The following is a 24,093-nucleotide window of genomic DNA, read 5'->3' as shown; positions in this document are numbered from 1 at the left end:
TCTTATTTCTCTAATTCTAATAAAACACTAAGGGCTGATAAAGCGTAAAGTGGTGCTGTTTCTGCTCGCAAAATACGAGGACCAAGTCCTGCAAGAACCGCTCCCTTAGCTTCAAAACTCTCAATTTCTGCAGGTGAGAGACCGCCTTCTGGACCAAAGATAAAGAGCAATTTATTTCCCTTCTCGAGTCCAGTAACTGCTTGTAAAAGCGCAGCGGCTTCTCCTTCTTTGGCCGACTCTTCATAAGCTACTACGACGCGGTCAAACTGGTTCAGCTGAGCTAGAAAATCTGCTTTTTTCTCGAAAAGTGTGACACTCGGTACTAGATTACGCTTGCTTTGTTCTGCTGCTCCAAGGGCAATTTTTTCTAATTTTTCAACCTTTTTACCCAATTTCTTGCCATCCCATTTGGCTACCGACCATTCGGCAGGGAAGGCCCAGATTTGGCTGGCACCCAGTTCGGTTACTTTTTGAGCGATGAACTCCAGCTTGTCCCCCTTGGGAAAGCCAGATGCGATGGTCACTTGGACTGGCAGTTCCACATTGTCATCTAGTTCTTCTACCAATTCAAACTGACGAGCTTCCACATCCAGCACGCGCGCCAAGCGCTTAATTCCATCATCAAAGACCAAAGTAACCTCATCATCTTCTTTCAAGCGCATAACCTGAAACATATGCTTGCTGGTTTCCCTGTCCTCGATGGTGACAGGAGAGACTGCACTCCCCTTGACAAAATACTGTTGCATCCTAGCCTCCAATCACACCTGAAATATCCTTGGTCTTCTTGAAGACGCAGGCATTCCATTCCCCTTGAATCATATGGGTTTCAAGGAAAAATCCAGCTGATTCAGCCGACTCGCGCACCATGTCCCACTTATCCTTGATAATGCCACTCATGATCAGGTAGCCTTCGTCCTTGACCAGACAATAAGCATCCTCTGTCAGATGAATGAGGATATCCGCCAAGATATTAGCCACAATCACATCTGCCTCAATTTCCACACCCTTAAGCAAATCTCCAGCCGCTACATGGATATTTTCCATGCCAGGGTTGAGCTCAATATTTTCCTGAGCCACACGAACCGCCACATCATCCAGGTCATAGGCGAAAATTTCTTTAGCCCCCAGAAGCGAGCTGGCAATAGAGAGAACCCCTGAACCAGTCCCCACATCTAGCACCGTTTCGCCACCACGAAGAACCTGTTCCAAGGCAAAAAGGCTCATCTTGGTAGTTGGGTGGGTCCCCGTACCAAAGGCCATACCAGGATCCAGCTTGATAATTTTTTCTCCCGCAGTCGCCTCATAGTCTGTCCAAGAGGGAACGATGGTCAAATCATGAGTGATGCGAGCAGGTTCATAGTATTTCTTCCAGTTGTCTGCCCAGTCTTCCTCAGCCAAGGCAGTCGTACCTATTTTTAACTCTCCCAAATCCATAAAATCTGTCAATTCTGCTAGACGAGCCTGCAAATCCGCCTCAACCACTGTCACATCCACCGTGTCAGGGTAGTAGGCTGTCACTACGATTTCTTCTTGCTGCTCCACCTCTGGGAAAATCTCGCCAAAGCGGTCAACATTTCCCACATAGTCCATACTGTCTTCGATTGCGACTCCTTGCGCTCCCAGCTCAATCAAGAGATTGGAAACCAACTCCTCTCCCTCACGCTTCACTGTAACTTTTAACTCTTGCCATGTTTCCATTATTAAGATACCAAGCCCGTAAAACACAAAGCCAAAATAGGAAACTCTCTGAAGACGTTTGTGTCTAAGAGAAGTTTATCTTTTTGGCACCGTGTTTAGGGCGGGTTCAGTTTAGAAATTTAACCGAACCATCCTTTCTATTTCTCTATCAATTTTTTCATGTAGACCATATCCATGCCTTCTTTTTCAGCCTCAATGTGGATTTGACGATAGCCGTTTTTCTCGTAAAAAGCAACCATGCCTGCATCCTGTAACACCGTACACAAATCCCATTGTGTGATGGTTGGAAATTCTTTTTCCAGTAAGCTTAAACCTTTAGATCCATACCCTTTTCCTTGATACTGAGGCAAAATCGCTGCCGTTCCCAACCAAGCTTTCGTTAACTCGGCATTGGTCTGAACTCGTAAAAATCCGATGTTTTCTTCATCTTCTTTTACAAAGTAGTAATAGCTATTGGGACGCTCGACTAATTTCCACTTAATTCGTTCGCAGTCCTCGAGATAAGGGTCATATTCATCATGGTATTTTTCATAAACAGCCTTAAAGCTGGCTCTCTGAATTGCAATAATAGTTTCTAAATCCTCTGCTCCCGCTCGAACAAGTGTTATCATAAACTTTCCTCCAAATAATCTCTCAATCTTCCCTGCAACTGAGGCACTGCCTGTTTAGAATTGAGAAATTCCTCAATAGGCATCAATTTATAGCCCTGTCCTTCATCTCCGAAGATGATATTGTCAAATTGTTCTTGTCTTAGCTGACCAACCATAAAGACCGATTTCTTGCCTTTAAAAATTACGCTAGGATAAATCTTGCTCCAAAGCAGACAGTCTTCATCTAAATGAATTCCCAGTTCCTCATAAACTTCACGCCGAGCGCATTCAAAAGGGCTTTCGTCCCCTTCACGGCCACCACCTGGCAACTCCCACATGTTGGGACAAGGGATATCGTCCTTGTCATCACGCAAAATCGTCAGTAGCTTATCCCCACAAAAGAGGGCAATCTTGCAACCTTGGAAATCCATTCTGCTATTCAATAATTCCATGATATTTACTCTTTTCTATGATAACAATTACTCTCTAGGAAAATACGAGCTAGCTTTCTTCGATTACTTTTTGGCACTCTGCATCCCAGTATGCTTGCCATCTGCCATGTTTTTTAGCAAAATAAACCGTAAACTCATCATTTACATAATCTGCAACATAGCGAAGATTAGGCGGGTTTTCCTCATCACTTAATATCCAAGTATGGAAGTAAAAGGTTTTCTCCCACCTCTTCTGAGTATAGCCGAGATCCTTGGCATACTGAGGGATGGGTTGTTGCATCTCACTTTCCAAATAGGACTGAATAGCATTGTCAATACTATTTAAACGAGCTAATAGTTGCTGAAACTGCTCTTCTTCCTCCGTCTTAAAACCAACTAGAAATTCAAATTCCGCAAAATCTTCAGGAAATTCAAGTTCTGTGATTTTCCCATCCTCAGCATAGCGTCCTTCCTCATTAACAAGGCGACGAGCTCCTGACTTCAATACTCTCTCGAAATCTAGATCCGCAAAGCGATTGCGGGGAAGAATATCAACTGACGGCTCAGTTTTAGCTGACCTGCTCCTGAAAAACTGTTTGACTTTTTCTAGCATAATCTCCCCCTTCTCCTTGAATTCATTATTTAAAAATGTCCACTTAGAATCTTTTCTAATACCTCGGATAAGGGTAAAATTCTCCCTCTTCCAAGCCAACTTTTCCTTCTTCAAAGACTTCTTGGTTCCATTCCATGACAAATTCCTCTGCTTCTGGGTCTTCCAAAAAGTCCATGAGGGTATCTAGCCCAACCTCAGCAGTATCTTTAAGGAAAAGGGCAAAATAAGCTAAAAACTCGCGAGAAAATCCTTTTTTAGGTAGATAAGGGATAACCGTTAAATAGTCTTCTGCATTGACGGTTGACTTAGCAGGATTGTAGAAAAGGACCGCTTCCTCAAAAAGAATGTCATCTGATGAAACCTCTCCGTCTTCATCCACCATCTCCACACCTGCAGCATTTTGCGCTTCCAATAGAAAACTCACTTCTACCGCATGGTTGCGTTTGTCCCAACTAATCTCAAAATCAAAGGGAAAGTTCTTGTCCAACTCTTCCTCTAAAATATCTAAAAATCCGTATGTTGCCATTTTGTCCTCTTTCTATGCGACTCTTTAATCGCCCCGATTGCTCGGAAATATGCTAAAATAGATACTACCATCTTACCACAAAATTATTTTATGTCCTAATTATACCATATTACCTCATTTAAACCCTTGGTATCAGTGATTTTCTTAAAAGTCTGATTTCTTCATTTCTCATAAAAATCAATATAAAAAGCCCTCGAAAGGGCTAATAAATCTATAAAATCAATAGGCGAGTAACTAGCACAAGTGGACGTGCTTTTTTATTGACTATTACCACGATACCACGCTTAATCTTAGGCTTGAACTTTCTTATCTGCAATAGCGTCTGTCAAAGTCTGAGAAAAGTTAAGTCCCATTTCTCGTCCCAACTTATCTGCCCATTTTGGTATGGTCAAAGTCTTTTTAATGGGTTCCTGACTTCCTAGGTATTCTGATACATCAACAGATACCATAGAAATAAAAGATTTATCAAGGTCATAGGTTGACACGAAATTGTCATCATCTTTAAAAGGATCATTATCAATTAAAGACAAGCTATTGATATCTGATGGCTGAGGTAACTCTCCATCACTCTCTATCAAATCTGCAACAGTTATCCCTAGCCACTCCGACCCCATAGCCAAAGCCTCAGAAATCCCCTCTCCTTGTGTAGCTGAGTATTCAAAATCTGGGAAATGGACAAAATAAGTCGCTTCTGTTCCGTCTGTGTCGTCATAATAAAATAAAGCTGGATACGTAACTAACATTTCACTACCTCCATATCAAAAAGCAGGGGCTGAATTTTACAACCCAGCTTGCTTTCTTATCCCTCTTTCAGTGTACTTATTCAGCTCACCATGAAGGATTGTGATAGGTCTTTCCCCTTGCTTTTCCATTTTAATATGGGAGCCTTTACCGCCTCTAGTCTTTATCCAACCATGGGCCGTAAGGAGTTTAACCATCTCTTTTTGTGTCATAGGCATAGCGCTTTTACCTCCTGACAACACCATTATAACACGTGTTACACGTATTGTAAAGGAGTGATACTTATTATTCTATTATACATAAAAGCCCCTAGATGTGGTTCTAAGGGAAGCCAATTTATTCATACCTATTTTTCTAATGAGTAGTAAAAACTGCTTCTTTATCGAGCAATTCATCATCTGTATAGTCAATTGTAAAAGTATCTCGATCTAAGACAGATTGAGGCGGAGTTGAATGAATCATAGGAACACTGCGTACTCTATATTTTTTATCTCCAATTTTTACAAACTGATACTCTTCGAAAATCTCTTCAAACCGCGTCAACGTCGCCTTACCGTACTCAAGTACAGCCTGCGGCTAGTTTCCTAGTTTGCTCTTTGATTTTCATTGAGTATGATTAACTCTCAAGTCTTCGAAATCAGGATTTTCAACAGTTATTACAAGGAGGCGATTTACTACTTCAAAAACATCAATTATTCTATTTTTCATATTTTTTCAACCCATTATTAGAATGAACTTCTTGGTAAGCAAAATCAAGTTTAGATTTAATGTTTTCGTACAAATCTAAAATCTCTTTTGGAGTATCTTCCCGGAAGAAAAGTTTTCTTTTCCCTGAAATAACTTGATCACTAAGAATCCAATGACGAATTTGTTTTGTAAAAATCAAAATTTCCTGACTTGGTCCATCATTTCCATTGCTTATCACCTCTCTTTTCATTATAGTTCATACAATGACATTTAGCAATATTATTTCTCAAGTCAGCACTTCCACTTCTTTAGGCTCAACTATCCTATTTTGAGCTTTAAAGAAAATCAAATCTCTCATGCTGATACCTCTCCTCATTAAATTAAATAGTAAAAAAGATTCTATCTCACTCCCTGATTATTACAAAACCATTGAAATATCACAACTAATAGGCTAGAATGGATATAGTAGATCAGTCATTCTACTCAAATCCACGCTAGAAAGGACTGCTATGCCAGACAATCTCGCGCTTCGCATGCGCCCTAAAACCATCGACCAGGTCATCGGTCAGGAGCATCTGGTCGGACCTGGAAAAATCATCCGCCGCATGGTGGAAGCCAACCGCCTGTCCTCCATGATTCTATATGGCCCTCCGGGAATCGGCAAAACCAGTATTGCCTCTGCCATCGCTGGAACGACCAAGTATGCCTTTCGAACTTTCAATGCGACAGTTGATAGTAAAAAGCGACTGCAAGAAATCTCGGAAGAAGCTAAATTTTCTGGTGGTCTCGTCCTATTGCTAGACGAAATTCATCGACTAGATAAGACCAAGCAAGACTTCCTCTTGCCTCTCTTGGAAAGTGGACTGGTCATCATGATTGGAGCAACGACTGAAAATCCTTTCTTCTCTGTCACTCCTGCCATTCGTAGCCGTGTTCAAATTTTCGAGTTGGAACCTCTGTCTAACCAAGACGTCAAAGAGGCCCTGCAGATAGCTCTAAGTAACCCTGAACGTGGTTTTGATTTTCCAATAGAACTAGATGAGGATGCGCTGGATTTCATCGCATCCTCTACAAACGGAGACCTTCGCTCTGCCTTTAACTCACTGGACTTGGCTGTTCTCTCTACCCCTGAGAATGACAAGGGCATTCGCCACATCACCTTAGACATCATGGAAAATAGTCTTCAGAGAAGCTACATCACTATGGACAAGGATGGAGACGGTCACTATGATGTTCTATCTGCCCTGCAAAAGTCTATCCGTGGCTCAGATGTGGATGCCAGTCTCCACTATGCTGCCCGCTTGATTGAGGCTGGGGATCTGCCTAGTCTCGCTCGTCGCTTGACTGTTATCGCCTATGAAGATATTGGCTTAGCCAATCCTGAGGCCCAGATTCATACCGTGACTGCTCTGGATGCTGCCCAGAAGATTGGGTTCCCAGAAGCCCGCATTCTCATTGCCAATGTCGTGATTGATTTGGCCCTTTCTCCAAAATCCAACTCAGCCTATGTAGCTATGGATAAGGCACTTGCTGACCTCAAAACATCAGGGCACTTGCCTATTCCGCGACACCTGCGTGATGGGCACTACAGTGGAAGCAAGGAACTTGGCAATGCCCAAGACTATCTCTATCCACACAACTATCCTGGAAATTGGGTCAAGCAAGACTATCTGCCAGAAAAAATTCGTAATCATCACTATTTCCAAGCAGAAGATACTGGTAAATATGAACGGGCCTTGGCTCAAAGAAAGGAAGCTATCGACCGTTTGCGAAAAATCTGAAATCCTTTTCAAAAAATTGCACTTTCCTCTTGATTTTTTTTGAAAAAGTGGTATCATATAAGTATAGAAACGCTGTGGTGTACGACTTCACACTTAAGTGTTGACCGACTATTTTTTGTATTATTAGGGAAACAAAAGTCTTCTAACAGCATGTAGGCCGTCTCACACGGAAACAGCTTCAGTTAGAGCGAGTTGCCCACCTGCTTAATTGCGCGGGTTCAATACAAACCGTGAAGTTTCGGCACCAATACAGCTTTTTTCTTTGCCTCCTTAGCTCAGCTGGCAGAGCAGCGGACTCTTAATCCGTGGGTCACAGGTTCGATCCCTGTAGGGGGCATCTACATACAACAGGAAAAGCCTTGGAACCAAGGTTTTTTTTTGCTTAAATAAAATTTTTTTCAAATTCTTTAGAAAACTAGTTTAAATCATAATCCAACACCAATTTTACAAATACCATAAACTAAGCTTATATACCCAAAACACAAAAAGTCCTCTTTCCACTATTTTAGAAAGAGAACTTTTTCTTTAGGAGAAATAACTTTATTTTTAATCGATTCGTGATAGCTCAGCTGGCACTGTTAAGTAATAAGTTGCAGTCAAGCTTGCTTTGCCTTGATTAACAAAAATCTCGATGGAATTTTTATCTAAAATAACATCCAATTCTTTAGCTTCAATATCTACATACCGTCGGCTTGTATCCTGTTCTTCTTCACCTAGAATTTTTTGAACAAGATGGCTACGATCAATGTAAACTTGCTGCGCATTACTGACATAACCAAATTCAAGATAATCTGTATCATTTCCTAAGCGGTAATGACAATCTTTATCTATTTGGATTTGATATTGGCCTTTTTTAACAGGGAATTGTCTTAGTTTGCCATCTTCCAATCTTAGAATTCTAGGTAAAGTCATGGCACATGCCCATTTGTGTTCTTGGTCATGGGTTGGAAGGGTACGCCCCCATGTCTGCATCCAAGCAATCAGGATACGACGATTTTGATCGTCCAACAATGTTTGAGGCGCATAGAAGTCTTGGCCATGATCAATTTCTTGAACTGATTCTGGGATAAAACGTTTTTCTCCCCAATCTACCTTACCCGTGAACAAAACCGATGAGTTGATGTTATGATATGAGTCTCCCTCACGCTGATAACGCATGGGTGACATAATAAGGCAATCTTTCCCCTCTAACTCGAAGTAATCTGGGCATTCCCACATGAAGCCTTGGTGTTCTACCCCTTTTAAAAAGATGGATTCGAACTGCCATTCTACTAGGTTATCGGACCCTAGTAGAACGATACAGCCCACATTATCCTTGTGTTTGGCAGCTACTACGGAGTAATAGCGTCCATCTTTTTCAAAGAGTTTTGGATCACGAAAATCAGCAGCAATCAACTCATCTGGCAAGTCTGCTCCAGTTGCAACTGGATTTTGTTCAATCTTTTCAAAGTGAATCCCGTCGTCTGAAAATGCTATATTTTGCACTTGACGAACACCTGTTTCTTCTTCGATATGCCCAGTATACATGAGCCAGAGGCGATCATCCTTGACAATGGCAGAACCTGAGAAACATCCATTGCGGTCATAATCTTGGTCAGGAGCAAGTGCCACCGGCAAGTGCTCCCAAGTCATCAAGTCCTTACTTTTAGCATGTCCCCAGTGCATAGGCCCCCAAACACTATCATAAGGATAGAATTGATAAAAGAGATGGTATTCTCCACGAAAATAGACAAATCCATTTGGATCATTGATCCAACCAATCTCAGCTGAAAAATGTTCTTCAGGCTTATATTGAGTATTTACGAGATGTTTATTTTCTGCTATAAAACGATTGGCTTTTTCTACTGTGTATTTCTTATCTCCCATAATCAACCTCTAGTTTTTGTTTGCTTGGTATTGGTCGTAGTATTTTTGTTTAATAGCGAGGTAATCTGAAAGTCCGTATTTTTCAAGTTCTTTCTTGTAATCATCCCACTCAGCATCAATATTGCCATTTACAATCCATTCAGCGCGCTTGCGGTAGATATAGTCATTCATATCTGCCTCGATGTGGGCAATCTTATCCAGATCTTCCTGTGTCATAAAGACTCTTGGATAGTTATTGTCATTGCTCATGTAAGGAACATAATATTCTTTGATAAGATCCAAACGCCATTTGGCATCATCTGGCATAGTTGTCACTTTACCATAGTATGAATCTAGGATAGCTAGTGGTCCTCCTACTTCAGTCTTTTGACGAAGTTCTGCTGGTGCAGTTCCGTTTAGTGGTAAGTGTTTGAGGCTGTTAGTTGCTTGGTCAAATTCAAAGATATTTTGTTGCTTGTCATCTCCGTAAGTTCCCCAGTTATTTTGCACAGATTGGAGTGGAGCGTATTGTGCATCAATCCATTTAGCTGTCAATTCTAGGTTTTTGTTTACACTGGTAATAACCATCTTGTCACGTGCAAATCCCATACCGTTTGTACGAGCTACGTGTTTTTGACCACTTGGTCCAGCAAGTACTGGTAAAACATCATAACTTTCGTTACTTCCAGTAACATTATTCTTATCCCATGTAAAGTAAACACCAAATTTCTGATCATGACCTTTAGCAATGTAACTATTCCAATCATGTTCGAAAGCTTCTTTATCAATCAAGCCTTTTTCTTGCAATTGACGGATAAATTTGACACCTTCTTTATAGTTATCGTTATCTGCTGTGAAATCAACTTTGCCATCATTTCCTACTACTAAATGATCATCGTTATCCCCTATACCAAATGCAGCAAATAGGAATTTAAAATCTTCGTTTCCGTTACCACTAATAAATGAAAATGGAATTTCATCAGCCTCTCCATTTCCATTTGGATCCCCGTTTTTGAAAGCTTCTAGGACTTTAATCAAATCATCAGTAGTTTTTGGCATTTCAAGACCAAGTTTCTTAAGCCAATCTTTGTTAATCCAAGCCATATCGTTGACGCTTTGAATAGACTCTTTACCATCTCCAAGCTCTTCAATCCATGGGAATGAGTAAATGTGCCCATCAGGTGCTGTCATCAAGGCCTTGTACTCTGGTTTCTCATCCAAAATTTTCTTAAGATTTGGCATGTATTTATCAATCAAATCTTCAACTGGAATAATAACACCTTTTTTAGCCCAGTTCATCAAGTCCACATCTGAAGCTCCGTCGTTGTGGATAGCATCTGGTAAATCACCACTAGAAATATCCAAGTTACGTTTTTCTGCAAAGTCGGATTGGTAGTTGGTCCAGTCAATATGAACGCCAGTTTCCTTCTCCAAACGTTGCAAAATTAACTTTTCATTTGGGTCTTTAGGAGATAACGGTGAACTGGCTGTCATAAACTTCAATGTTTTCTTTTCTTGAAGCGGGAATGTTACACCTTCCAACTTATAATCTGGACTTGAAGCTGTATTTTTTGAGCCACAGGCTGCAAGTACTGCTAAACTAGCTGTCAACAAAACTGCTGATTTTGAGAATGTTTTGAATTTCATGAGAAAACTCCTTTTATTTTTTCTTTTTTTATCCTTTAAGTGAACCAGCCATAATTCCTTTATCAAAGTATTTTTGGAAGAATGGATACATAACAATCAATGGCAAGCTGGAAATGACAATAGTTGCGTATTTAATCAATTCAGCTAAACGTTTCATTTCATTCATAGCCGCTTGTGCTCCAATCATGTCTTGACCTGGTTGGCTCTGAATGAGAATTTTACGAAGTACTAGTTGCAATGGTTCCAAGTTTGGATCCTTGATATAAATCATTGCATCAAAGTATGAGTTCCACTGGCCGACAAAAGCATAGAGGAAGAGAACAAACATAATTGGTTTTGCAAGAGGAAGCATGATTTTGAAGAAAATCTGTAAATCATTTGCACCATCAATGACCGCTGCTTCAACTAATTCTTCAGGCAATCCTTGGAAATAAGCCCTAGCAAGAATAATATTCCAAACATTGACAGCACCTGGAACAATGATAGCCCATGGAGTATTCAGCATGCCCAAATCTTTTACCAGCAAGTAAGTTGGGACTAAACCACCACCAAAGAACATGGTTACAATCAAGAAGTAGTTAATCCAACGGCGCCCTACCAAGTCTTTCTTAGAAAGAGGATAAGCTGTAAACACAGATAGCAAGACTGTTAAAGCCGCAAAGCCAAAAGAGTATAGTAGAGAATTGATAAAACCTCTTAGAATAGATTGGTCACTGAATACACGCTGGTAACCTTCTACCGTCCAATCGGCTGGATTAAAGCTAATCCCTCTACTAACCAGAACCTTAGGATCCATAAAGGATGCTACGACGATATAAAGTAAAGGAAGTAAGGTTATCAAAACGATAAAGACAATAATGATTTTATTTAAGAGTAAGATACGTCTATCAAATTTTGTATCCATAATCGAATTTTTCATGCTTCCCTCCTTAAATTCCTTCACCATTATTCACGCGTTTAACGATTTGGTTAACCGCGACTAGCAATACTACGTTAATCACTGCATTAAACAAACCAACCGCTGTTGAGTAAGAATAGTCTCCTGATACAAGACCAACTTTATAGACATATGTAGAGATAATTTCAGAAGTTGGCAAGTTCAACGATGTCTGCATCAGGAATGCTTTTTCATATCCGACATTCATGATTCCACCTGCAGCTAAAACAAATTGGATAACCATAATAGGCTTAAGAGCTGGAATATCAATGTGCCAGATTCGTTGGAAGATATTGGCTCCATCCAGTCGTGCTGCTTCTACTAAGGCTGGATCTACATTTACCAACGTTGCCGTGTAGAGCGTTGAAGCCCACCCCATTCCTTGCCAGATACCACTAAAGATGTATAAAGGTCTAAAGAAGTCTGGATTTGTCAAGAAGTCAGCCTTCATTCCAAACATAGAGAGAAAATTGTTAATTGGTCCTCCCACTGAAAAGAAAAGGAAAATCATACCAACGATAACAACGACTGAGATAAAGTTTGGTGCGTATAAAATGAGCTGAATTCGTTTTTTAACTTTTTCACTCAAGAGTTGATTGAGCATAATAGCAAGAATGATTGGTGGTAAAAAGCCAAGCAATAAACCATAGATACTTAATTTTAAAGTATTGGCTAACAAGATACCAAAGTTGGGAGAGGATATGAATTTTGTAAACTCAGAAAAACCAATCCAATCACTCCCTAAAATTCCTTTTAAGGGATTGTAATCTTTAAATGCGATTAAAACCCCGTACATAGGAATGTATTTAAAGATAAAGGTTAAAACTAAACCAGGGACAGTCATCAATAACAAGAGTTTTTGTTTCTTGATTCTTTCCCAAAGAGAAACTTGCTTCGCTTTGCTATTCATAGCAACCTCCTTTTTTGAAACGTTTCATTTTTGGTCGAAAAAGATAACGCTTGGCGCTGTCTATTTGTTTTGTTTTTGAAACGTTTCATTTTTGTTTTAAAAAAATAAATCTTTTTTTATCTGAATTCATTCTAACATTGTTAGCGTTTTCTGTCAAGACTTATTTTCATTTTTTGTTGTTTTTCCTTCAACAAATTTCACTGGTAGGATTGTCTGCAAATTAACAGTCTTTCCATCAATAATATCAAACAAAATCCGAACCGCTTCTTTTGCCATTTCTTCCAATGGTTGTTCAATAGTTGAAAGTAGATAATCTCTATCTCCAGCCATTTTAATTCCATCGTATCCAATAATTTGGACATCATGAGGAATACGTTTACCATTTTTTTCTAGTATATCAATAACATCTAAAGCTGCAAAGTCGTTAATTGTAAAAATTCCATCTATAGAATGATTGTCTTCCAAGAAACTCTCTAGCTTTCCATGATAGTCAGTAACTGTCTCATCCAAATCAAAAATACTAAGAGGTATTTTATGCTCTTGGACATACTTTTCAAAGGAAATTCTACGACGTTTGGTTTCATTAATGGTTGTATTATGTCCGCCCACAAAGGCTAAATGCTGACATCCTTTACTAATTAATTGTTTAGCTGCTTCTCTTCCACCTGCATCATTATCTGATGAAACACAAGGAATGGCAATATCTGAGTATGTGCGGTCAATACTAACAAAGGGAATTCCTGACGTCAAGTAATGTTCAATTGGACTATAGGTAATGGCAACCACTCCATCAACTTTATTATGACGCAACATCTCCAGATAGTCTTGCTCTCTATTTGTACCATTGATAGAACATAAGAGTAATTTGTTATTTCTCTTATAGACTTCATTTTCCACATGCATAGCAAATTCTGAAAAGAAGGGATGCCAGATACTTGGTACAATGATTGCAATCGTTTCTGTTCGATTTTTTTTCATTCCTCTAGCATAGTAATCTGGAATGTAATTCAAAGTTTTAATCGCTTGCTCCACTTTTTTCAAGGTTACTTCTTTAATGCCTTTTTCTTTATTAATCACACGTGAAACTGTTCCAACACTAACTCCTGCTTCTAAAGCAACATCTTTCATGGTAATTGATTTTCTTTGTTCTACCATCTTATCACCTCCTTTCAATATATAGTATCATGCAAACGCTTTTTTAGCAACTATTTCTCAATCATTTTTGTCCAGACCCTTTTTCCCATCATGAATAAAATCACTCCAATCGGCTTTCTAAAATCCCATCAATTTCATATATAGGAATCTACCAACCACAGGAAAAGACTTTGTTTGCTTTCTATCTCCTCTTTTTCATAATATATTTCCGTACAGGTGCTTCAACCATTTGAACGATTTCAAATCCTTCTTTTTGGTAAAGATTGTAAGCTGTTTGATTTGCTTCGAGGACATTTAAAGAAATACTGTCTATATCTTCATTTTCAAAGGCCAAACTAACAAATTTCCTTAAAGCCTGCCTACCTAAGCCCTGCCCCTGTTTCTGGGGGTTAATAAAGAATCTTCCAATATGAAGATTGCTGTCTTCTAGCCTGATTTTCTGGATAAGCCCGACAAACTCGTGTCCATCAAAGATTGAAAAGACTCCTTCCAAGTCTTGCAAGGCTTGAAGGGTCAGTGGAAAAGGAATCCTTGGTCCCATCCATTGTTCTTGAAAGGATTTGCCAAGGGAGTTGGACCATTGGCATACGAGCTGAGCGTTTTCTGTGCTCACCTTTTCTTCAAAACGAATTATCATCTTGACCTCACCATCTTATCTATGTCTCTCCATTATACTACTTCTCCTATTTTTTACGAATAGATAAGTATGATTGATATTTATTTTTTTCTTGTCGGGAGTATTCTCGCTTCCTTTCTTGGTTTGGTCATTGACCGTTTTCCAGAGCAATCCATTATCAGTCCAGCCAGTCACTGCGATTCCTGTCAGACTCGCTTGCGTTCCTTAGATTTGATTCCGATTCTCTCGCAGGTGCTCAATCACTTTCGCTGTCGCTACTGCAAGGCTCCTTATCCAGTCTGGTATGCCCTTTTGGAACTAGGCTTAGGTCTCCTCTTTCTGGCTTGGTCTTGGGGATTACTTTCCTTGAGTCAAGTCATCCTAATCACTGCTGGTTTGACCTTGGGCATCTACGACTTTCACCATCAGGAATATCCCCTACTGGTCTGGATGATTTTCCACCTAATCCTAATGGTCTGCTCTGGCTGGAATCTAGTCATGGTCTTCTTCCTTGCCCTTGGAATTTTAGCTCATTTTATCGATATCCGCATGGGCGCAGGGGATTTTCTCTTTTTGGCTTCTTGCGCTCTCGTCTTTAGTGCGACAGAATTACTCATCTTGATTCAGTTTGCTTCTGCGGCGGGGATTCTAGCCTTTCTCCTGCAAAAGAAAAAGGAAAGACTTCCTTTTGTGCCTTTCCTCTTGCTTGCTGCTTGTGTGATTATTTTTGGTAAGCTACTGCTTGTTTGATAAAGTCCAATTTCTGCCATATGTCCTTCATGAAATTATTTCACAGTTGAATTATAAATTATTTCTTTTGTACAAAGGAATGATGTTATCAAATCGATCTGTTCTTTTATCTTCTTGATACTGATCAAAAAATTTCATTTCGACTGAAAATATTTCGCTTATAAACTGTAAACGAATACTTTGTTTAGACATTATAGTCGCTAGACTGACTAGATGATTACTCAAAACGACGTCCAGGATACTCTTTACTTTGCTTGGTTTTTTTACAAAAATTTGATCATCCAAAGGTTCAATCATTTTGTAACCTTTTTGCGCAATTTGACGATAAAAGTAAGAATGTTGCTTTGGAGTCAATAATCCTAACTTAAAAGCTCGATACTCTAAAGCCTGTATCGAAACATTCAAATCCGACTTCAATAAAATATAACTATCAGGATTGCTGACACGCTTGCCAACCTTCTCTTCAAATTTGACTAAAAACTCTTCTTTTGGCAATAAAAAACATGATGCAAAATAATTTGCTTCTTGCTCCAAACGATCGCCATCTTCATTCATATCTTTACATTTGTGTAAAAGAATATGTCCTAGCTCATGAGCTAAGTCAAAATTTCGACGTACAGATGATTTATTCGTCCCCAACACAATATAAGGTCTTCCCAATTTTGACCATGCGCTATAAGCATCAGCTTGACCATTAATTAATCGTTCCACGATATAGATGCCTGAACGTTCTAATTTATAAAGCAAATCATGATTATCTTTTGAAATACCTAATTTTTCCCTGGCATAAAGAGCCAATTCCTCAATAGATTCTTCCTTATGATAAGATTCACTCACTACATTACTTAGGTCATGAATTGTAATATTAGGTATAATTACAAAACTTTCAAAATAATCAATCAAACTATCTACCTTATGTAAATACATAGTTTGAATATCTATTGTTTTCCGTGTTGCTAGATCTGCATTTCTAAAGGCAATTACAGAAGAATCAAATCGAATGCTCTCTTCTTCCTGTTCAAAATAAGTTAAATCAACATGAAATTGGTTGGCCAAATGCATTTTGGTTGATAATTTAGGTTTCGTTTCGTTGGACTCAAACTGCCAAATGGCTTGTTCCGTTAAATTAATTCTCTGAGCCAATTCTGCTCTACTTAAACCATTTAACAGCCGTAATTCTTTCAATACCCGACCATTAAACATTTACATACTCCTTACTACTTTTGACCTTCTTGTTTTTCTATTCTTGGAATAATTTCAAAATCTTCTGTTTCCGATAATTCTGAAAAATTAGGAATATTTTGATATTTAGCTTCTTCGAAATGGTACGAACTTGATTGAATATACTCAGACAAATCCTGAATCAAGTGTAACTGACCAGTTCGTGCATCAGGCATAACAACATCTACAGATATAATATTGTTTTCTGAGTCCGCCTCATAAGTTAAAATCATAAATTTTTCGATATTCGAATTTTTGGTAGCTTGTTCAATTTCTTGAATCATTTCATCAGAAACTAACTCCATCTGAATTGGAAAAGAATGACTATCTTCATCATTTTTGTAGGAAGAATGTTGATTAAGATAAAGTGTATTCATCCGAGCATATTCAAATAAGTAGCCACTCTTATTTTTTTGTACCAAAGGAAATTGGCTCGTAAGTCGCTTCTTACCCTTTATAATTAACAATACTTTCCCATATTTTTCTGTATTTGTTTCAAATTCTAAATATCCCCAAGTCTGTCCTGCTAATTGTAATTTATACTCAAACAAATCTGCTGATGCAAATGCATTATCAATATGATTAGGTCGCGTCCATGCATAACCATTCGACACTTTCATTGTCTCTCTTTTTTCTAGACGTTCATCTACATAATCTTTTTGCCCTTTCATCAAAGTATCTACAATTTTTTGTGCCTCAAGCGAATCAAAGAGATCCTGATTCAACATAATTCTTCCTCCTCCGAATACTTTTTAATGAATTATATCATTTTCTTAAAGAAATTACTACAATAATTAGCTTTTTCTTAAAGTTATATATTAGAGTAATTTAGCAAATGATATCTAAAACCAGCTTTTCTCCTGCAAAAGAAAAAGGAAAGACTTCCTTTCGTGCCTTTCCTCTTACTCGCTGCTTGTGTGATTATTTTTGGTAAGCTACTGCTTGTTTGATAAAGTCCTGAATCGGCTCTCCTTGGTGGAGGGCTTTTACAATTTTCGAACCGACAATAACACCATCCGATACCGCATTGAAGCGTTCTACATCAGCTTGACTAGATACGCCAAATCCTGTCAAGACTGGGATATCAGCTACTTGATGCAGTTGAGTCAAGTGCTTGTCCAAGTCTGCACGGTAATTGCCAGATTTCCCTGTCACCCCATTGATGGCAACGGCATAGACAAATCCTTCTGCCCCTTCAATCAACTCTTTCTGGCGCTCAATTCCTGTCGTCAAACTAACTAGGGGAATCAAGGCCATGTCTGTATCTGCCAAAAATGGTTCTACAAAGTTGGCATGCTCATGAGGCAGGTCTGGAATAATCAAGCCCTTAACCGCTGTATCTGCCAAATCTTTGACAAAGTTCTCAACACCGTACTGAAAGAGGGGGTTGAAGTAGGTCATGATGACCAGCGGAACCTCTGTTTCAATTGTTTTCAAGGTTTCAACCAAAGCCTGGGTAGAGGTCCCGTGGGCTAGACTGCGCAGACCTGCTTCTTCGATCACAGGTCCATCTGCGACAGGATCTGAAAAGGGAATTCCCACTTCAATTGCAGAGACACCCAAATCTTCTAAAAAGTGAATTGTTTCAGCAAGACCGTCCAAACCTTTCTCGTGGTCACCAGCCATGATATAGGGAACGAAAATTCCTTTTCCAGCTGCTTTTATAGCGTTTAATTTTTCTGTTAGTGTCTTAGGCATGAGCTTCTCCCTTCTTTGCTGCATCTGCTTCCAAGCGGTCTTTGACTTGAACCACATCCTTGTCACCACGACCTGATAGACAGACAATCATGGACTTGTCTGGACCGAGTTCTTTGGCCAATTTCACCGCAAAGGCGATAGCATGGCTAGATTCCAAGGCTGGGATAATCCCTTCCACACGAGACAAGAGTTGGAATCCTTCCAAGGCTTCCTCGTCAGTCACAGGAACATAGCTGGCACGTTTGATATCGTGGTAGTGAGAATGTTCAGGACCGATACCAGGATAGTCCAAACCTGCTGAGATAGAGAAGGCTTCAAGAATTTGACCATGGGCATCTTGGAGCACATCCATGAGAGAACCGTGAAGAACACCAGGACGACCCTTAGTCAAGGTAGCTGCGTGGTGCTCCGTATCCACACCAAGTCCAGCCGCTTCAGCCCCATACATAGCTACAGACTCATCTTCTACAAATGGATGGAAGAGACCGATGGCATTCGACCCACCACCAACACAGGCTACTAGGGCATCTGGCAGATCTTGACCTGTCATATCGCGATACTGTTGTTTAGCCTCTCGACCGATGACACTTTGGAAGTCACGAACGATTTCTGGGAATGGATGAGGCCCCAAGGCAGAACCAAGGATATAGTGGGTATCATCGATATTAGCCACCCATGAACGAAGAGCTGCATTGACCGCATCCTTGAGCACGCGCGAACCATCTATCACGGCCTCGACCTTAGCTCCCAAAAGCTCCATACGGAAGACATTGAGGGCTTGGCGTTTGACATCTTCCTCACCCATGTAGATGGTACATTCCATGTTAAAGAGGGCTGCAGCAGTTGCAGTTGCCACACCGTGCTGACCAGCACCGGTTTCAGCGATAATTTTCTTTTTGCCCATGCGTTTAGCCAGAAGAACTTGTCCCAAGGCATTGTTAATCTTGTGGGCTCCTGTATGGTTGAGGTCTTCACGTTTGAGATAAATCTTGGCTCCGCCGATATGCTGGGTCAAGTTTTTTGCGTAGTAAAGGGGAGTTTCACGTCCCACATACTGGCGCAAAAGTTGGTTTAATTCCTCTTGGAAACTTGGGTCTGCCTGACTTTCACGGTAGGCCTTCTCCAACTCCAAAACTGCTGTCATCAATGTTTCTGGGACAAAACGTCCGCCGAATTTTCCGTAAAATCCATCTTTATTTGGTTCTTGATATGCCATTCTTTACCCTCTCTATAAATCTTCTAATCTTTTCATAATCTTTTTGTCCATCTGTCTCCACTCCGCTTGATACATCTACTGCATAGGGAGTAAAGTGTTGAATTGCTTTTACTACATTGTCTTCCTTAAGCCCACCTGCGATAAAGAAAGACTGAGGTAATCCAGTCGTATCCAGTTGACCCCAATCAAAGGGCTGGCCACTCCCAGCCACAGGGGCATCAAAGAGTAGATAGTTTGCCTGAGAATTGGGCACATGACCCTCTCCATCTACCTGCACAGCCTGAATGCTAGCACAAGGCAAATTCTCAAATAAATCATCTGCCACCTGACCGTGAACTTGAACCAAGTCCAAGCCAACTTTGTCAATGACTTCTAGCAGTTCTACCCGACTTGGTGAAACAAATACTCCAACCTTTTTCACATCTGCAGGAATAAGCTTTGCCAGCTCAGCTGCCTCTTCTAAAGTCACCTGTCTTTTACTAGGTGCAAAGACAAAACCGATATAGTCGGCTCCTGCTGAAACGGCTGTTTCCACCGCTTCTTCGGTCGATAGTCCACAAATTTTAACCTTTGTCAATCTGCAACTCCTTGATTCTCTGGGCCACATTTTCTGCCTGCATAAGAGCTGTCCCTACCAAAATTCCGTTAAAGTATGGGGCTAGTCGTTCCGCATCCTGCCCTGTGAAAATGGCAGATTCAGAAATGTAATAGCGACCTTCCTCAAAGTAAGGGGCTAAATCTACACTGGTCTGCAAGTCGACCTCAAAGGTAGTCAAGTTGCGGTTGTTGACCCCGATAATCTCAGCACCAAGTCTGTGGGCTACCTCTAGTTCAGCTAGATTGTGAGTCTCCACTAAGACTTCCAGACCAAGCTCTGTCGCGTAGTCATACAGTTCCTTGAGGCGTTCTTCGGACAAGGCTGCCACAATGAGCAAGATAACTGTCGCACCTGCATTGCGAGCGCGGATGATTTGCTTTTCATCGATGATAAAGTCTTTGTTGAGCGTCGGAATCTCTACCTGACTGGAAATTTCCCGTAGATAATCCAAATGCCCTTTAAAGAAAACCTCATCTGTCAACACCGAAATCATCACTGCTCCGTTTTCTTCATAAGTCTGGGCCTGTTGCACAATATCCACATCGAGATTGATATCTCCCAAACTAGGGCTAGCTTTCTTGACCTCAGCGATTACCTGCAAGCGGTCCTGATGATTCTTCAAAAATTCTGCCAAGCGATAGGTCTGGCGCAGAGGCTGGATTTGCTCCAGCTTCATCTGCTCCACCTCACGCGCCTTCTGCTCTAAGATTCGTGCTAAAAATTCCTGACTCATTTTTGGTACTCCTGTAACAGTCTGAGTTTTTCAAGGGCCTTGCCTCTAGCAATCACTTGCCGGGCCAAGGCAACTCCTTCCTTGATGCTATCAATCTTACCATTAGCATAGAAACCAAGACCAGCATTCAAGACTGTCGTTTCCAAGAATGGACTTGCTTCGTTTTTCAGAACGCTAAGCAAAATTTCTGCATTTTCCTGAGCATTCCCACCACGAATATCTTCCATAGCATAGCCTTCCATTCCCAAATCCTCTGGAGTAAAGCTTGACAAGCTGATTTCGCCATTTTCAAGAAGTGCAATCTTGGTTGTTCCGTTCAATCCAGCTTCATCCAACCCTTCTGGTCCAGCAACCACGATGGCACGTTTGCGACCCATATTTTTCAAAACCTGAGCTGTACTTTCTAGGAGTTCTGGACGACTAATTCCAAGAAGCTGTGTTTCTAAAGCCATTGGATGAATCAGTGGACCAGTCAAGTTCATAATCGTTGGAATTCCCAATTCCAAACGAGCTGGCATGATGTATTTCATAGCTGGGTGCATATTTTTAGCGAAGAGAAAGACGATGCCAGTTTTATCAAAGACCTTACCTAGTTCAGCTGGTTTGAGGTCAAGATTGATTCCCAAGGCTTCGAGGACATCTGCGGAACCAGATTTAGAAGAAATCGAGCGGTTACCATGCTTGGCCATGTGAATACCGCCACCAGCCAAGACAAAGGCTGCAGTTGTGGAAATATTAAAACTGAAAGACTTGTCCCCACCTGTACCACAATTGTCCATGGCATCATGAATCTCAGTTGGAATATGCTGGGCATGTCCTCTCATGACTTGGGCAATGGCTGTGCGTTCTTCAGGTGTTTCCCCCTTCATCTTAAGAGCTAAGAGGAGAGAAGCAATCTGCGCCTCCGTTACACGGCCAGTTACGATACGCTCAATGACATCCGTCATTTCCACACCTGATAAATTTTCAAATTTTGCTAGTTTTTCAATAATCTCTTTCATCCTAGTTTCCTCACTTTACAACCTCCTCGATAAAATTCCGAATAGAAGACAAGCCGTCTGGCGTTCCAATGCTCTCTGGATGGTACTGGAAGCCATAAATCGGTAGGTTTTTATGTTGAATCCCCATGATGGTTTGGTCATCAGTCGAACGAGCTGTCACTTCAAAGTCTTCTGGCATTTCCTCAATCAAAATACTGTGATAACGCATGACCGCACGTCCATCCTCAATACCTTGATACAAAACAGATGGCGCTTCAAAGTTGATATTGCTCTGTTTCCCATGCATGACTTTTGGAGCCAAACCTAGCTTACCACCAAAGACTTCTGCAATGGCTTGGTGGCCCAAACAAATCCCTAGAATCGGCTTCTTGCCTGCAAAATCACGAATCATGTCTTCCATCTTTCCAGCATCAACTGGCCAACCAGGACCAGGAGAAAAGACCAGACCATCTGCTTTTTCAGCTTCTTCATACAGCTTGGAATCATCATTTCTCAGAACCTGAACTTCTGCAAAATTCCCAATGTATTGGGCCAAGTTATAGGTAAAAGAATCATAGTTGTCAATCAATAAAATCATGGTCTTAGTTCTCCAATTCTAGTCATAGATTTTGTTTTGTTAATGGTTTCTTGGTATTCGTTTTGGGCGATAGAGTCGTAGACAATCCCTGCCCCAGCCTGCACATAAGCTCTTTGATTTTTGAGAATCATGGTTCGGATGGCGATGGCCAAATCCATATCACCCGTCGCAGACAAGTAGCCGATTGCTCCTGCGTATACGCCCCGTTTTTCTGTTTCCAGTTCATAGATACGTCTCATAGCTCGAATCTTTGGCGCTCCAGAAACGGTTCCAGCAGGAAGTGTTGCTTTCAAGGCATCCATGGCAGTGAGTTCTGGAAGCAAACGCCCCTTGACCACACTGGTCAAATGCATGACATAACGGAAAAGCTCCACTTCCATATACTTAGTGACTTGGACACTGGCCGTTTCAGAGATGCGACCGATATCATTACGTCCCAAGTCTACTAACATCCGATGCTCTGCTGTTTCCTTCTCATCCGAAAGTAGGTCTGTCGCCAAAGCCTTGTCCTCTTCATCCGTAGCACCTCTTGGTCGCGTCCCTGCAATCGGATTGGTTGTCACGATGCCATTTTTGACAGAAACCAAACTTTCTGGACTAGCTCCGATGATTTGATAATCCCCAAAATCATAGAAATAAAGGTAATTAGAAGGATTAGTTACGCGGAGATTTCTGTAGAAGTCAAATGGATTTCCAGTAACTTCTGCTGAGAAACGCTGGCTGAGTACACATTGGAACATATCTCCATTACGAATCAAGTCGCGAGCGGTTTCTACCATTCCCTCAAACTTATGTGGAGCGATATGCGGTTTGAAGTCAAGTGGTGATAAATCCAAGTCTTCAAATTCATTTGGAGCAGGAATGCGTAATTCCTCAAGCACTTGGTTCAAAGATTTTTCCAAGGCCTCTTGACTGCGCTCACTATAAAGTGCATCCTCTATGACATGTATCTTCTCCTTCTTGTGGTCAAAGACCATATAGCTCTCATAGACAAAGAAATGCATGTCTGGCGTCCCAATTGTATCCTCAGGGATTTGACCAATTTCTTCATAAAGCGAAATCATATCGTAACCCACAAAACCAATGGCTCCACCACCAAAAGGGAGCTCTGAGTGGTGCTGACTCTTATGAATCACTTCATAAAGGAAATCCAAGGGATCCCGATCAATCACTTGACCATTTTGATAGAGAACTCCATTTTCAAACTTAATCTCAAAAACTGGATTATAGGCTAGGATAGAAAAACGAGCCGTTTCCTTGTCTCTCGGAATACTTTCTAAAATAACCTTGTGTTGCCCCTTTAGGCGCATATAAGCCAAGATTGGTGATAAGACATCTCCATGAATGATTCGTTCCATTGTAATTTCCCTTTCAGTTCCTTATTTTTAATTTTTTATCTTTTTTCTATTTCCCTTAAATAGTGCGGACGGGAGGTAAAATTATCCAGTGGATGATTTTAGAAAACCATGAAATGAAAGACCTAATTTTTGAGCTCCTCGCTCATTCATTTCTAGGCTCAGGCTAAAATAGTTCCCCGAACTATTTTACTCTCAAAAATTCCGTCCTAGAGAAGCATCTTTGCTTCTCTAAGATACCACTATGGCGGGAAACAGCTTTTAGAAACTCACTTCGTTCGTAAATATTCTATAACGACCTATTTATTGAAAATATTTAAAAAATTAATCGCAATATCTGCGATAAATATATAAAAATCCCCACGCAAAATAACTTGCGTGAGGACGAAATTCGCGGTGCCACCTCAATTATAGGATTTCTCCTATCTCTCATTCCTGTCTCAGAAACCTCCTGTAACAGGCTGTGCGATAAAGGGCACTCCCTTGAGAATGATGTTTTCTTCTCTCGTTTCAGATGGACCCAACCTTACAGTTTTCTCTGCTTGTTTTCAGCAACCACAAGCTCTCTGTGAGAGAAAGGACTGTAATTTTTCCATCTTTTATTTTTTAGCTTCTAGGTAGTCTGCAATCGCAGCTACGTCCTTGTCTCCACGACCAGAGACATTGATGAAGAGATGTTCATCTCGGTACACCTTTATACTCTTCGAAAATCTCTTCAAACCGCGTCAACTTCACCTTGCCGTAGGTATGGTTACTGACTTCGTCAG

General features: G+C 40.6%; 27 protein-coding genes, 1 tRNA gene, 1 pseudogene and 1 other annotated feature. Of the genes and pseudogenes, 4 read left to right on the top strand and 25 right to left on the bottom strand.

Annotated elements, in window-relative coordinates; all coding sequences use genetic code 11:
- Nucleotides 1-2 precede the first annotated feature (2 nt).
- From HT693_RS04945 to HT693_RS04900, 10 genes are all read right to left on the bottom strand, one after another.
- Nucleotides 3-746: a 16S rRNA (uracil(1498)-N(3))-methyltransferase gene (locus HT693_RS04945; protein ID WP_119947616.1), complete on the bottom strand. Its 744-nt coding sequence runs from the start codon at nucleotides 744-746 to the stop codon at nucleotides 3-5.
- Nucleotide 747: 1 nt separating this feature from the next.
- The gene (gene prmA, locus HT693_RS04940) at nucleotides 748-1,698 is read right to left on the bottom strand and encodes a 50S ribosomal protein L11 methyltransferase (protein WP_138704707.1); all 951 of its coding nucleotides are present in this window, start codon (nucleotides 1,696-1,698) and stop codon (nucleotides 748-750) included.
- A gap of 137 nt (nucleotides 1,699-1,835) precedes the next feature.
- Nucleotides 1,836-2,309, bottom strand: coding sequence for a GNAT family N-acetyltransferase (locus HT693_RS04935; RefSeq protein WP_000631889.1), 474 nt, complete (start codon nucleotides 2,307-2,309; stop codon nucleotides 1,836-1,838).
- Nucleotides 2,306-2,740 carry an NUDIX hydrolase gene (locus tag HT693_RS04930; RefSeq protein ID WP_000421871.1) on the bottom strand — a complete coding sequence of 145 codons (435 nt, stop codon included), beginning with the start codon at nucleotides 2,738-2,740 and terminating at the stop codon, nucleotides 2,306-2,308. The genes HT693_RS04935 and HT693_RS04930 overlap by 4 nt, the downstream gene beginning before the upstream one ends.
- Nucleotides 2,741-2,789: 49 nt before the next feature.
- A complete protein-coding gene (locus HT693_RS04925) occupies nucleotides 2,790-3,332 on the bottom strand; it encodes a hypothetical protein (protein WP_138701967.1) in 543 nt (180 codons plus the stop codon).
- Nucleotides 3,333-3,387: 55 nt separating this feature from the next.
- Complete coding sequence (locus tag HT693_RS04920; protein ID WP_000257084.1) at nucleotides 3,388-3,858, bottom strand: DUF3013 family protein; 471 nt, start codon at nucleotides 3,856-3,858, stop codon at nucleotides 3,388-3,390.
- Between the two features lie 290 nt (nucleotides 3,859-4,148).
- Nucleotides 4,149-4,601 carry a type II toxin-antitoxin system HicB family antitoxin gene (locus HT693_RS04915; protein WP_101514652.1) on the bottom strand — a complete coding sequence of 151 codons (453 nt, stop codon included), beginning with the start codon at nucleotides 4,599-4,601 and terminating at the stop codon, nucleotides 4,149-4,151.
- Nucleotides 4,602-4,637: 36 nt separating this feature from the next.
- On the bottom strand, nucleotides 4,638-4,817 hold the full coding sequence (locus HT693_RS04910) for a type II toxin-antitoxin system HicA family toxin (protein WP_001132284.1): 180 nt from the start codon (nucleotides 4,815-4,817) through the stop codon (nucleotides 4,638-4,640).
- Between the two features lie 136 nt (nucleotides 4,818-4,953).
- Nucleotides 4,954-5,142, bottom strand: a complete 189-nt coding sequence (locus HT693_RS04905; RefSeq protein WP_000196536.1) for a hypothetical protein — start codon at nucleotides 5,140-5,142, stop codon at nucleotides 4,954-4,956.
- Nucleotides 5,143-5,296: 154 nt separating this feature from the next.
- The gene (locus HT693_RS04900; protein WP_000818078.1) at nucleotides 5,297-5,536 is read right to left on the bottom strand and encodes a hypothetical protein; all 240 of its coding nucleotides are present in this window, start codon (nucleotides 5,534-5,536) and stop codon (nucleotides 5,297-5,299) included.
- Between the two features lie 259 nt (nucleotides 5,537-5,795).
- On the opposite strand from HT693_RS04900, the gene HT693_RS04895 reads away from it, so the two are divergent.
- Nucleotides 5,796-7,067, top strand: a complete 1,272-nt coding sequence (locus HT693_RS04895; RefSeq protein WP_172924972.1) for a replication-associated recombination protein A — start codon at nucleotides 5,796-5,798, stop codon at nucleotides 7,065-7,067.
- A gap of 264 nt (nucleotides 7,068-7,331) precedes the next feature.
- Nucleotides 7,332-7,404: transfer RNA gene (locus tag HT693_RS04890), tRNA-Lys, on the top strand.
- 209 nt (nucleotides 7,405-7,613) lie between these two features.
- On the opposite strand, the gene HT693_RS04885 is transcribed toward HT693_RS04890, so the two are convergent.
- The 6 genes from HT693_RS04885 to HT693_RS04860 all read right to left on the bottom strand — a co-directional run bounded on the left by HT693_RS04885 (nucleotide 7,614) and on the right by HT693_RS04860 (nucleotide 14,198).
- Nucleotides 7,614-8,933, bottom strand: coding sequence for a glycoside hydrolase family 32 protein (locus HT693_RS04885; protein ID WP_000502536.1), 1,320 nt, complete (start codon nucleotides 8,931-8,933; stop codon nucleotides 7,614-7,616).
- Nucleotides 8,934-8,942: 9 nt separating this feature from the next.
- Nucleotides 8,943-10,559 (bottom strand): ABC transporter substrate-binding protein, encoded by a 1,617-nt coding sequence (locus HT693_RS04880; RefSeq protein WP_000669750.1) that lies wholly within the window; start codon nucleotides 10,557-10,559, stop codon nucleotides 8,943-8,945.
- 28 nt (nucleotides 10,560-10,587) lie between these two features.
- Nucleotides 10,588-11,478: a carbohydrate ABC transporter permease gene (locus HT693_RS04875; RefSeq protein ID WP_000797956.1), complete on the bottom strand. Its 891-nt coding sequence runs from the start codon at nucleotides 11,476-11,478 to the stop codon at nucleotides 10,588-10,590.
- A 10-nt stretch (nucleotides 11,479-11,488) separates the two neighbouring features.
- Nucleotides 11,489-12,406, bottom strand: coding sequence for a sugar ABC transporter permease (locus HT693_RS04870; RefSeq protein WP_001084980.1), 918 nt, complete (start codon nucleotides 12,404-12,406; stop codon nucleotides 11,489-11,491).
- Between the two features lie 153 nt (nucleotides 12,407-12,559).
- Entirely contained in the window at nucleotides 12,560-13,561 is a 1,002-nt protein-coding gene (locus HT693_RS04865; protein WP_000230199.1) for a LacI family DNA-binding transcriptional regulator, read from the bottom strand.
- Nucleotides 13,562-13,742: 181 nt separating this feature from the next.
- A complete protein-coding gene (locus HT693_RS04860) occupies nucleotides 13,743-14,198 on the bottom strand; it encodes a GNAT family N-acetyltransferase (RefSeq protein ID WP_119947609.1) in 456 nt (151 codons plus the stop codon).
- Between the two features lie 69 nt (nucleotides 14,199-14,267).
- On the opposite strand from HT693_RS04860, the gene HT693_RS04855 reads away from it, so the two are divergent.
- Entirely contained in the window at nucleotides 14,268-14,927 is a 660-nt protein-coding gene (locus HT693_RS04855; protein ID WP_119947608.1) for an A24 family peptidase, read from the top strand.
- 51 nt (nucleotides 14,928-14,978) lie between these two features.
- On the opposite strand, the gene HT693_RS04850 is transcribed toward HT693_RS04855, so the two are convergent.
- Both HT693_RS04850 and HT693_RS04845 read right to left on the bottom strand, forming a co-directional pair.
- On the bottom strand, nucleotides 14,979-16,130 hold the full coding sequence (locus HT693_RS04850) for an XRE family transcriptional regulator (protein ID WP_023932622.1): 1,152 nt from the start codon (nucleotides 16,128-16,130) through the stop codon (nucleotides 14,979-14,981).
- A gap of 14 nt (nucleotides 16,131-16,144) precedes the next feature.
- Entirely contained in the window at nucleotides 16,145-16,876 is a 732-nt protein-coding gene (locus tag HT693_RS04845; protein ID WP_023940758.1) for a hypothetical protein, read from the bottom strand.
- Between the two features lie 123 nt (nucleotides 16,877-16,999).
- Between HT693_RS04845 and HT693_RS04840 the strand changes: the two are divergent.
- A pseudogene (locus HT693_RS04840) lies at nucleotides 17,000-17,098 on the top strand (prepilin peptidase); the annotation flags it as partial.
- On the opposite strand, the gene trpA reads toward HT693_RS04840, so the two are convergent.
- The 7 genes from trpA to trpE are packed head-to-tail and all read right to left on the bottom strand — an operon-like array spanning nucleotide 17,070 to nucleotide 23,329.
- Nucleotides 17,070-17,846: a tryptophan synthase subunit alpha gene (trpA, locus tag HT693_RS04835; protein WP_172924971.1), complete on the bottom strand. Its 777-nt coding sequence runs from the start codon at nucleotides 17,844-17,846 to the stop codon at nucleotides 17,070-17,072. The pseudogene HT693_RS04840 and the gene trpA sit on opposite strands and share 29 nt — an antisense overlap.
- Nucleotides 17,839-19,062, bottom strand: coding sequence for a tryptophan synthase subunit beta (trpB, locus tag HT693_RS04830; protein ID WP_138704704.1), 1,224 nt, complete (start codon nucleotides 19,060-19,062; stop codon nucleotides 17,839-17,841). Before trpB ends, trpA begins: the two co-directional genes overlap by 8 nt.
- Nucleotides 19,040-19,639, bottom strand: a complete 600-nt coding sequence (locus HT693_RS04825; RefSeq protein ID WP_171035934.1) for a phosphoribosylanthranilate isomerase — start codon at nucleotides 19,637-19,639, stop codon at nucleotides 19,040-19,042. Before HT693_RS04825 ends, trpB begins: the two co-directional genes overlap by 23 nt.
- Entirely contained in the window at nucleotides 19,626-20,393 is a 768-nt protein-coding gene (trpC, locus tag HT693_RS04820; RefSeq protein WP_000076548.1) for an indole-3-glycerol phosphate synthase TrpC, read from the bottom strand. Before trpC ends, HT693_RS04825 begins: the two co-directional genes overlap by 14 nt.
- Entirely contained in the window at nucleotides 20,390-21,394 is a 1,005-nt protein-coding gene (gene trpD, locus HT693_RS04815; protein WP_000658684.1) for an anthranilate phosphoribosyltransferase, read from the bottom strand. Before trpD ends, trpC begins: the two co-directional genes overlap by 4 nt.
- A gap of 10 nt (nucleotides 21,395-21,404) precedes the next feature.
- Nucleotides 21,405-21,971: an aminodeoxychorismate/anthranilate synthase component II gene (locus HT693_RS04810; protein ID WP_000601928.1), complete on the bottom strand. Its 567-nt coding sequence runs from the start codon at nucleotides 21,969-21,971 to the stop codon at nucleotides 21,405-21,407.
- Nucleotides 21,968-23,329: an anthranilate synthase component I gene (gene trpE, locus HT693_RS04805; RefSeq protein WP_172924969.1), complete on the bottom strand. Its 1,362-nt coding sequence runs from the start codon at nucleotides 23,327-23,329 to the stop codon at nucleotides 21,968-21,970. The genes HT693_RS04810 and trpE overlap by 4 nt, the downstream gene beginning before the upstream one ends.
- 374 nt (nucleotides 23,330-23,703) lie before the next feature.
- Nucleotides 23,704-23,929: a binding site (T-box leader), on the bottom strand.
- Nucleotides 23,930-24,093 lie beyond the last annotated feature (164 nt).

The sequence above is a fragment of the Streptococcus sp. 2154 genome (assembly GCF_013277255.1).
GTDB classification, from domain to species: Bacteria; Bacillota; Bacilli; order Lactobacillales; family Streptococcaceae; genus Streptococcus; species Streptococcus pseudopneumoniae.
Note: the sequence above shows the minus strand (reverse complement) of the source record. Positions and strands in the feature narration are given on the sequence as shown.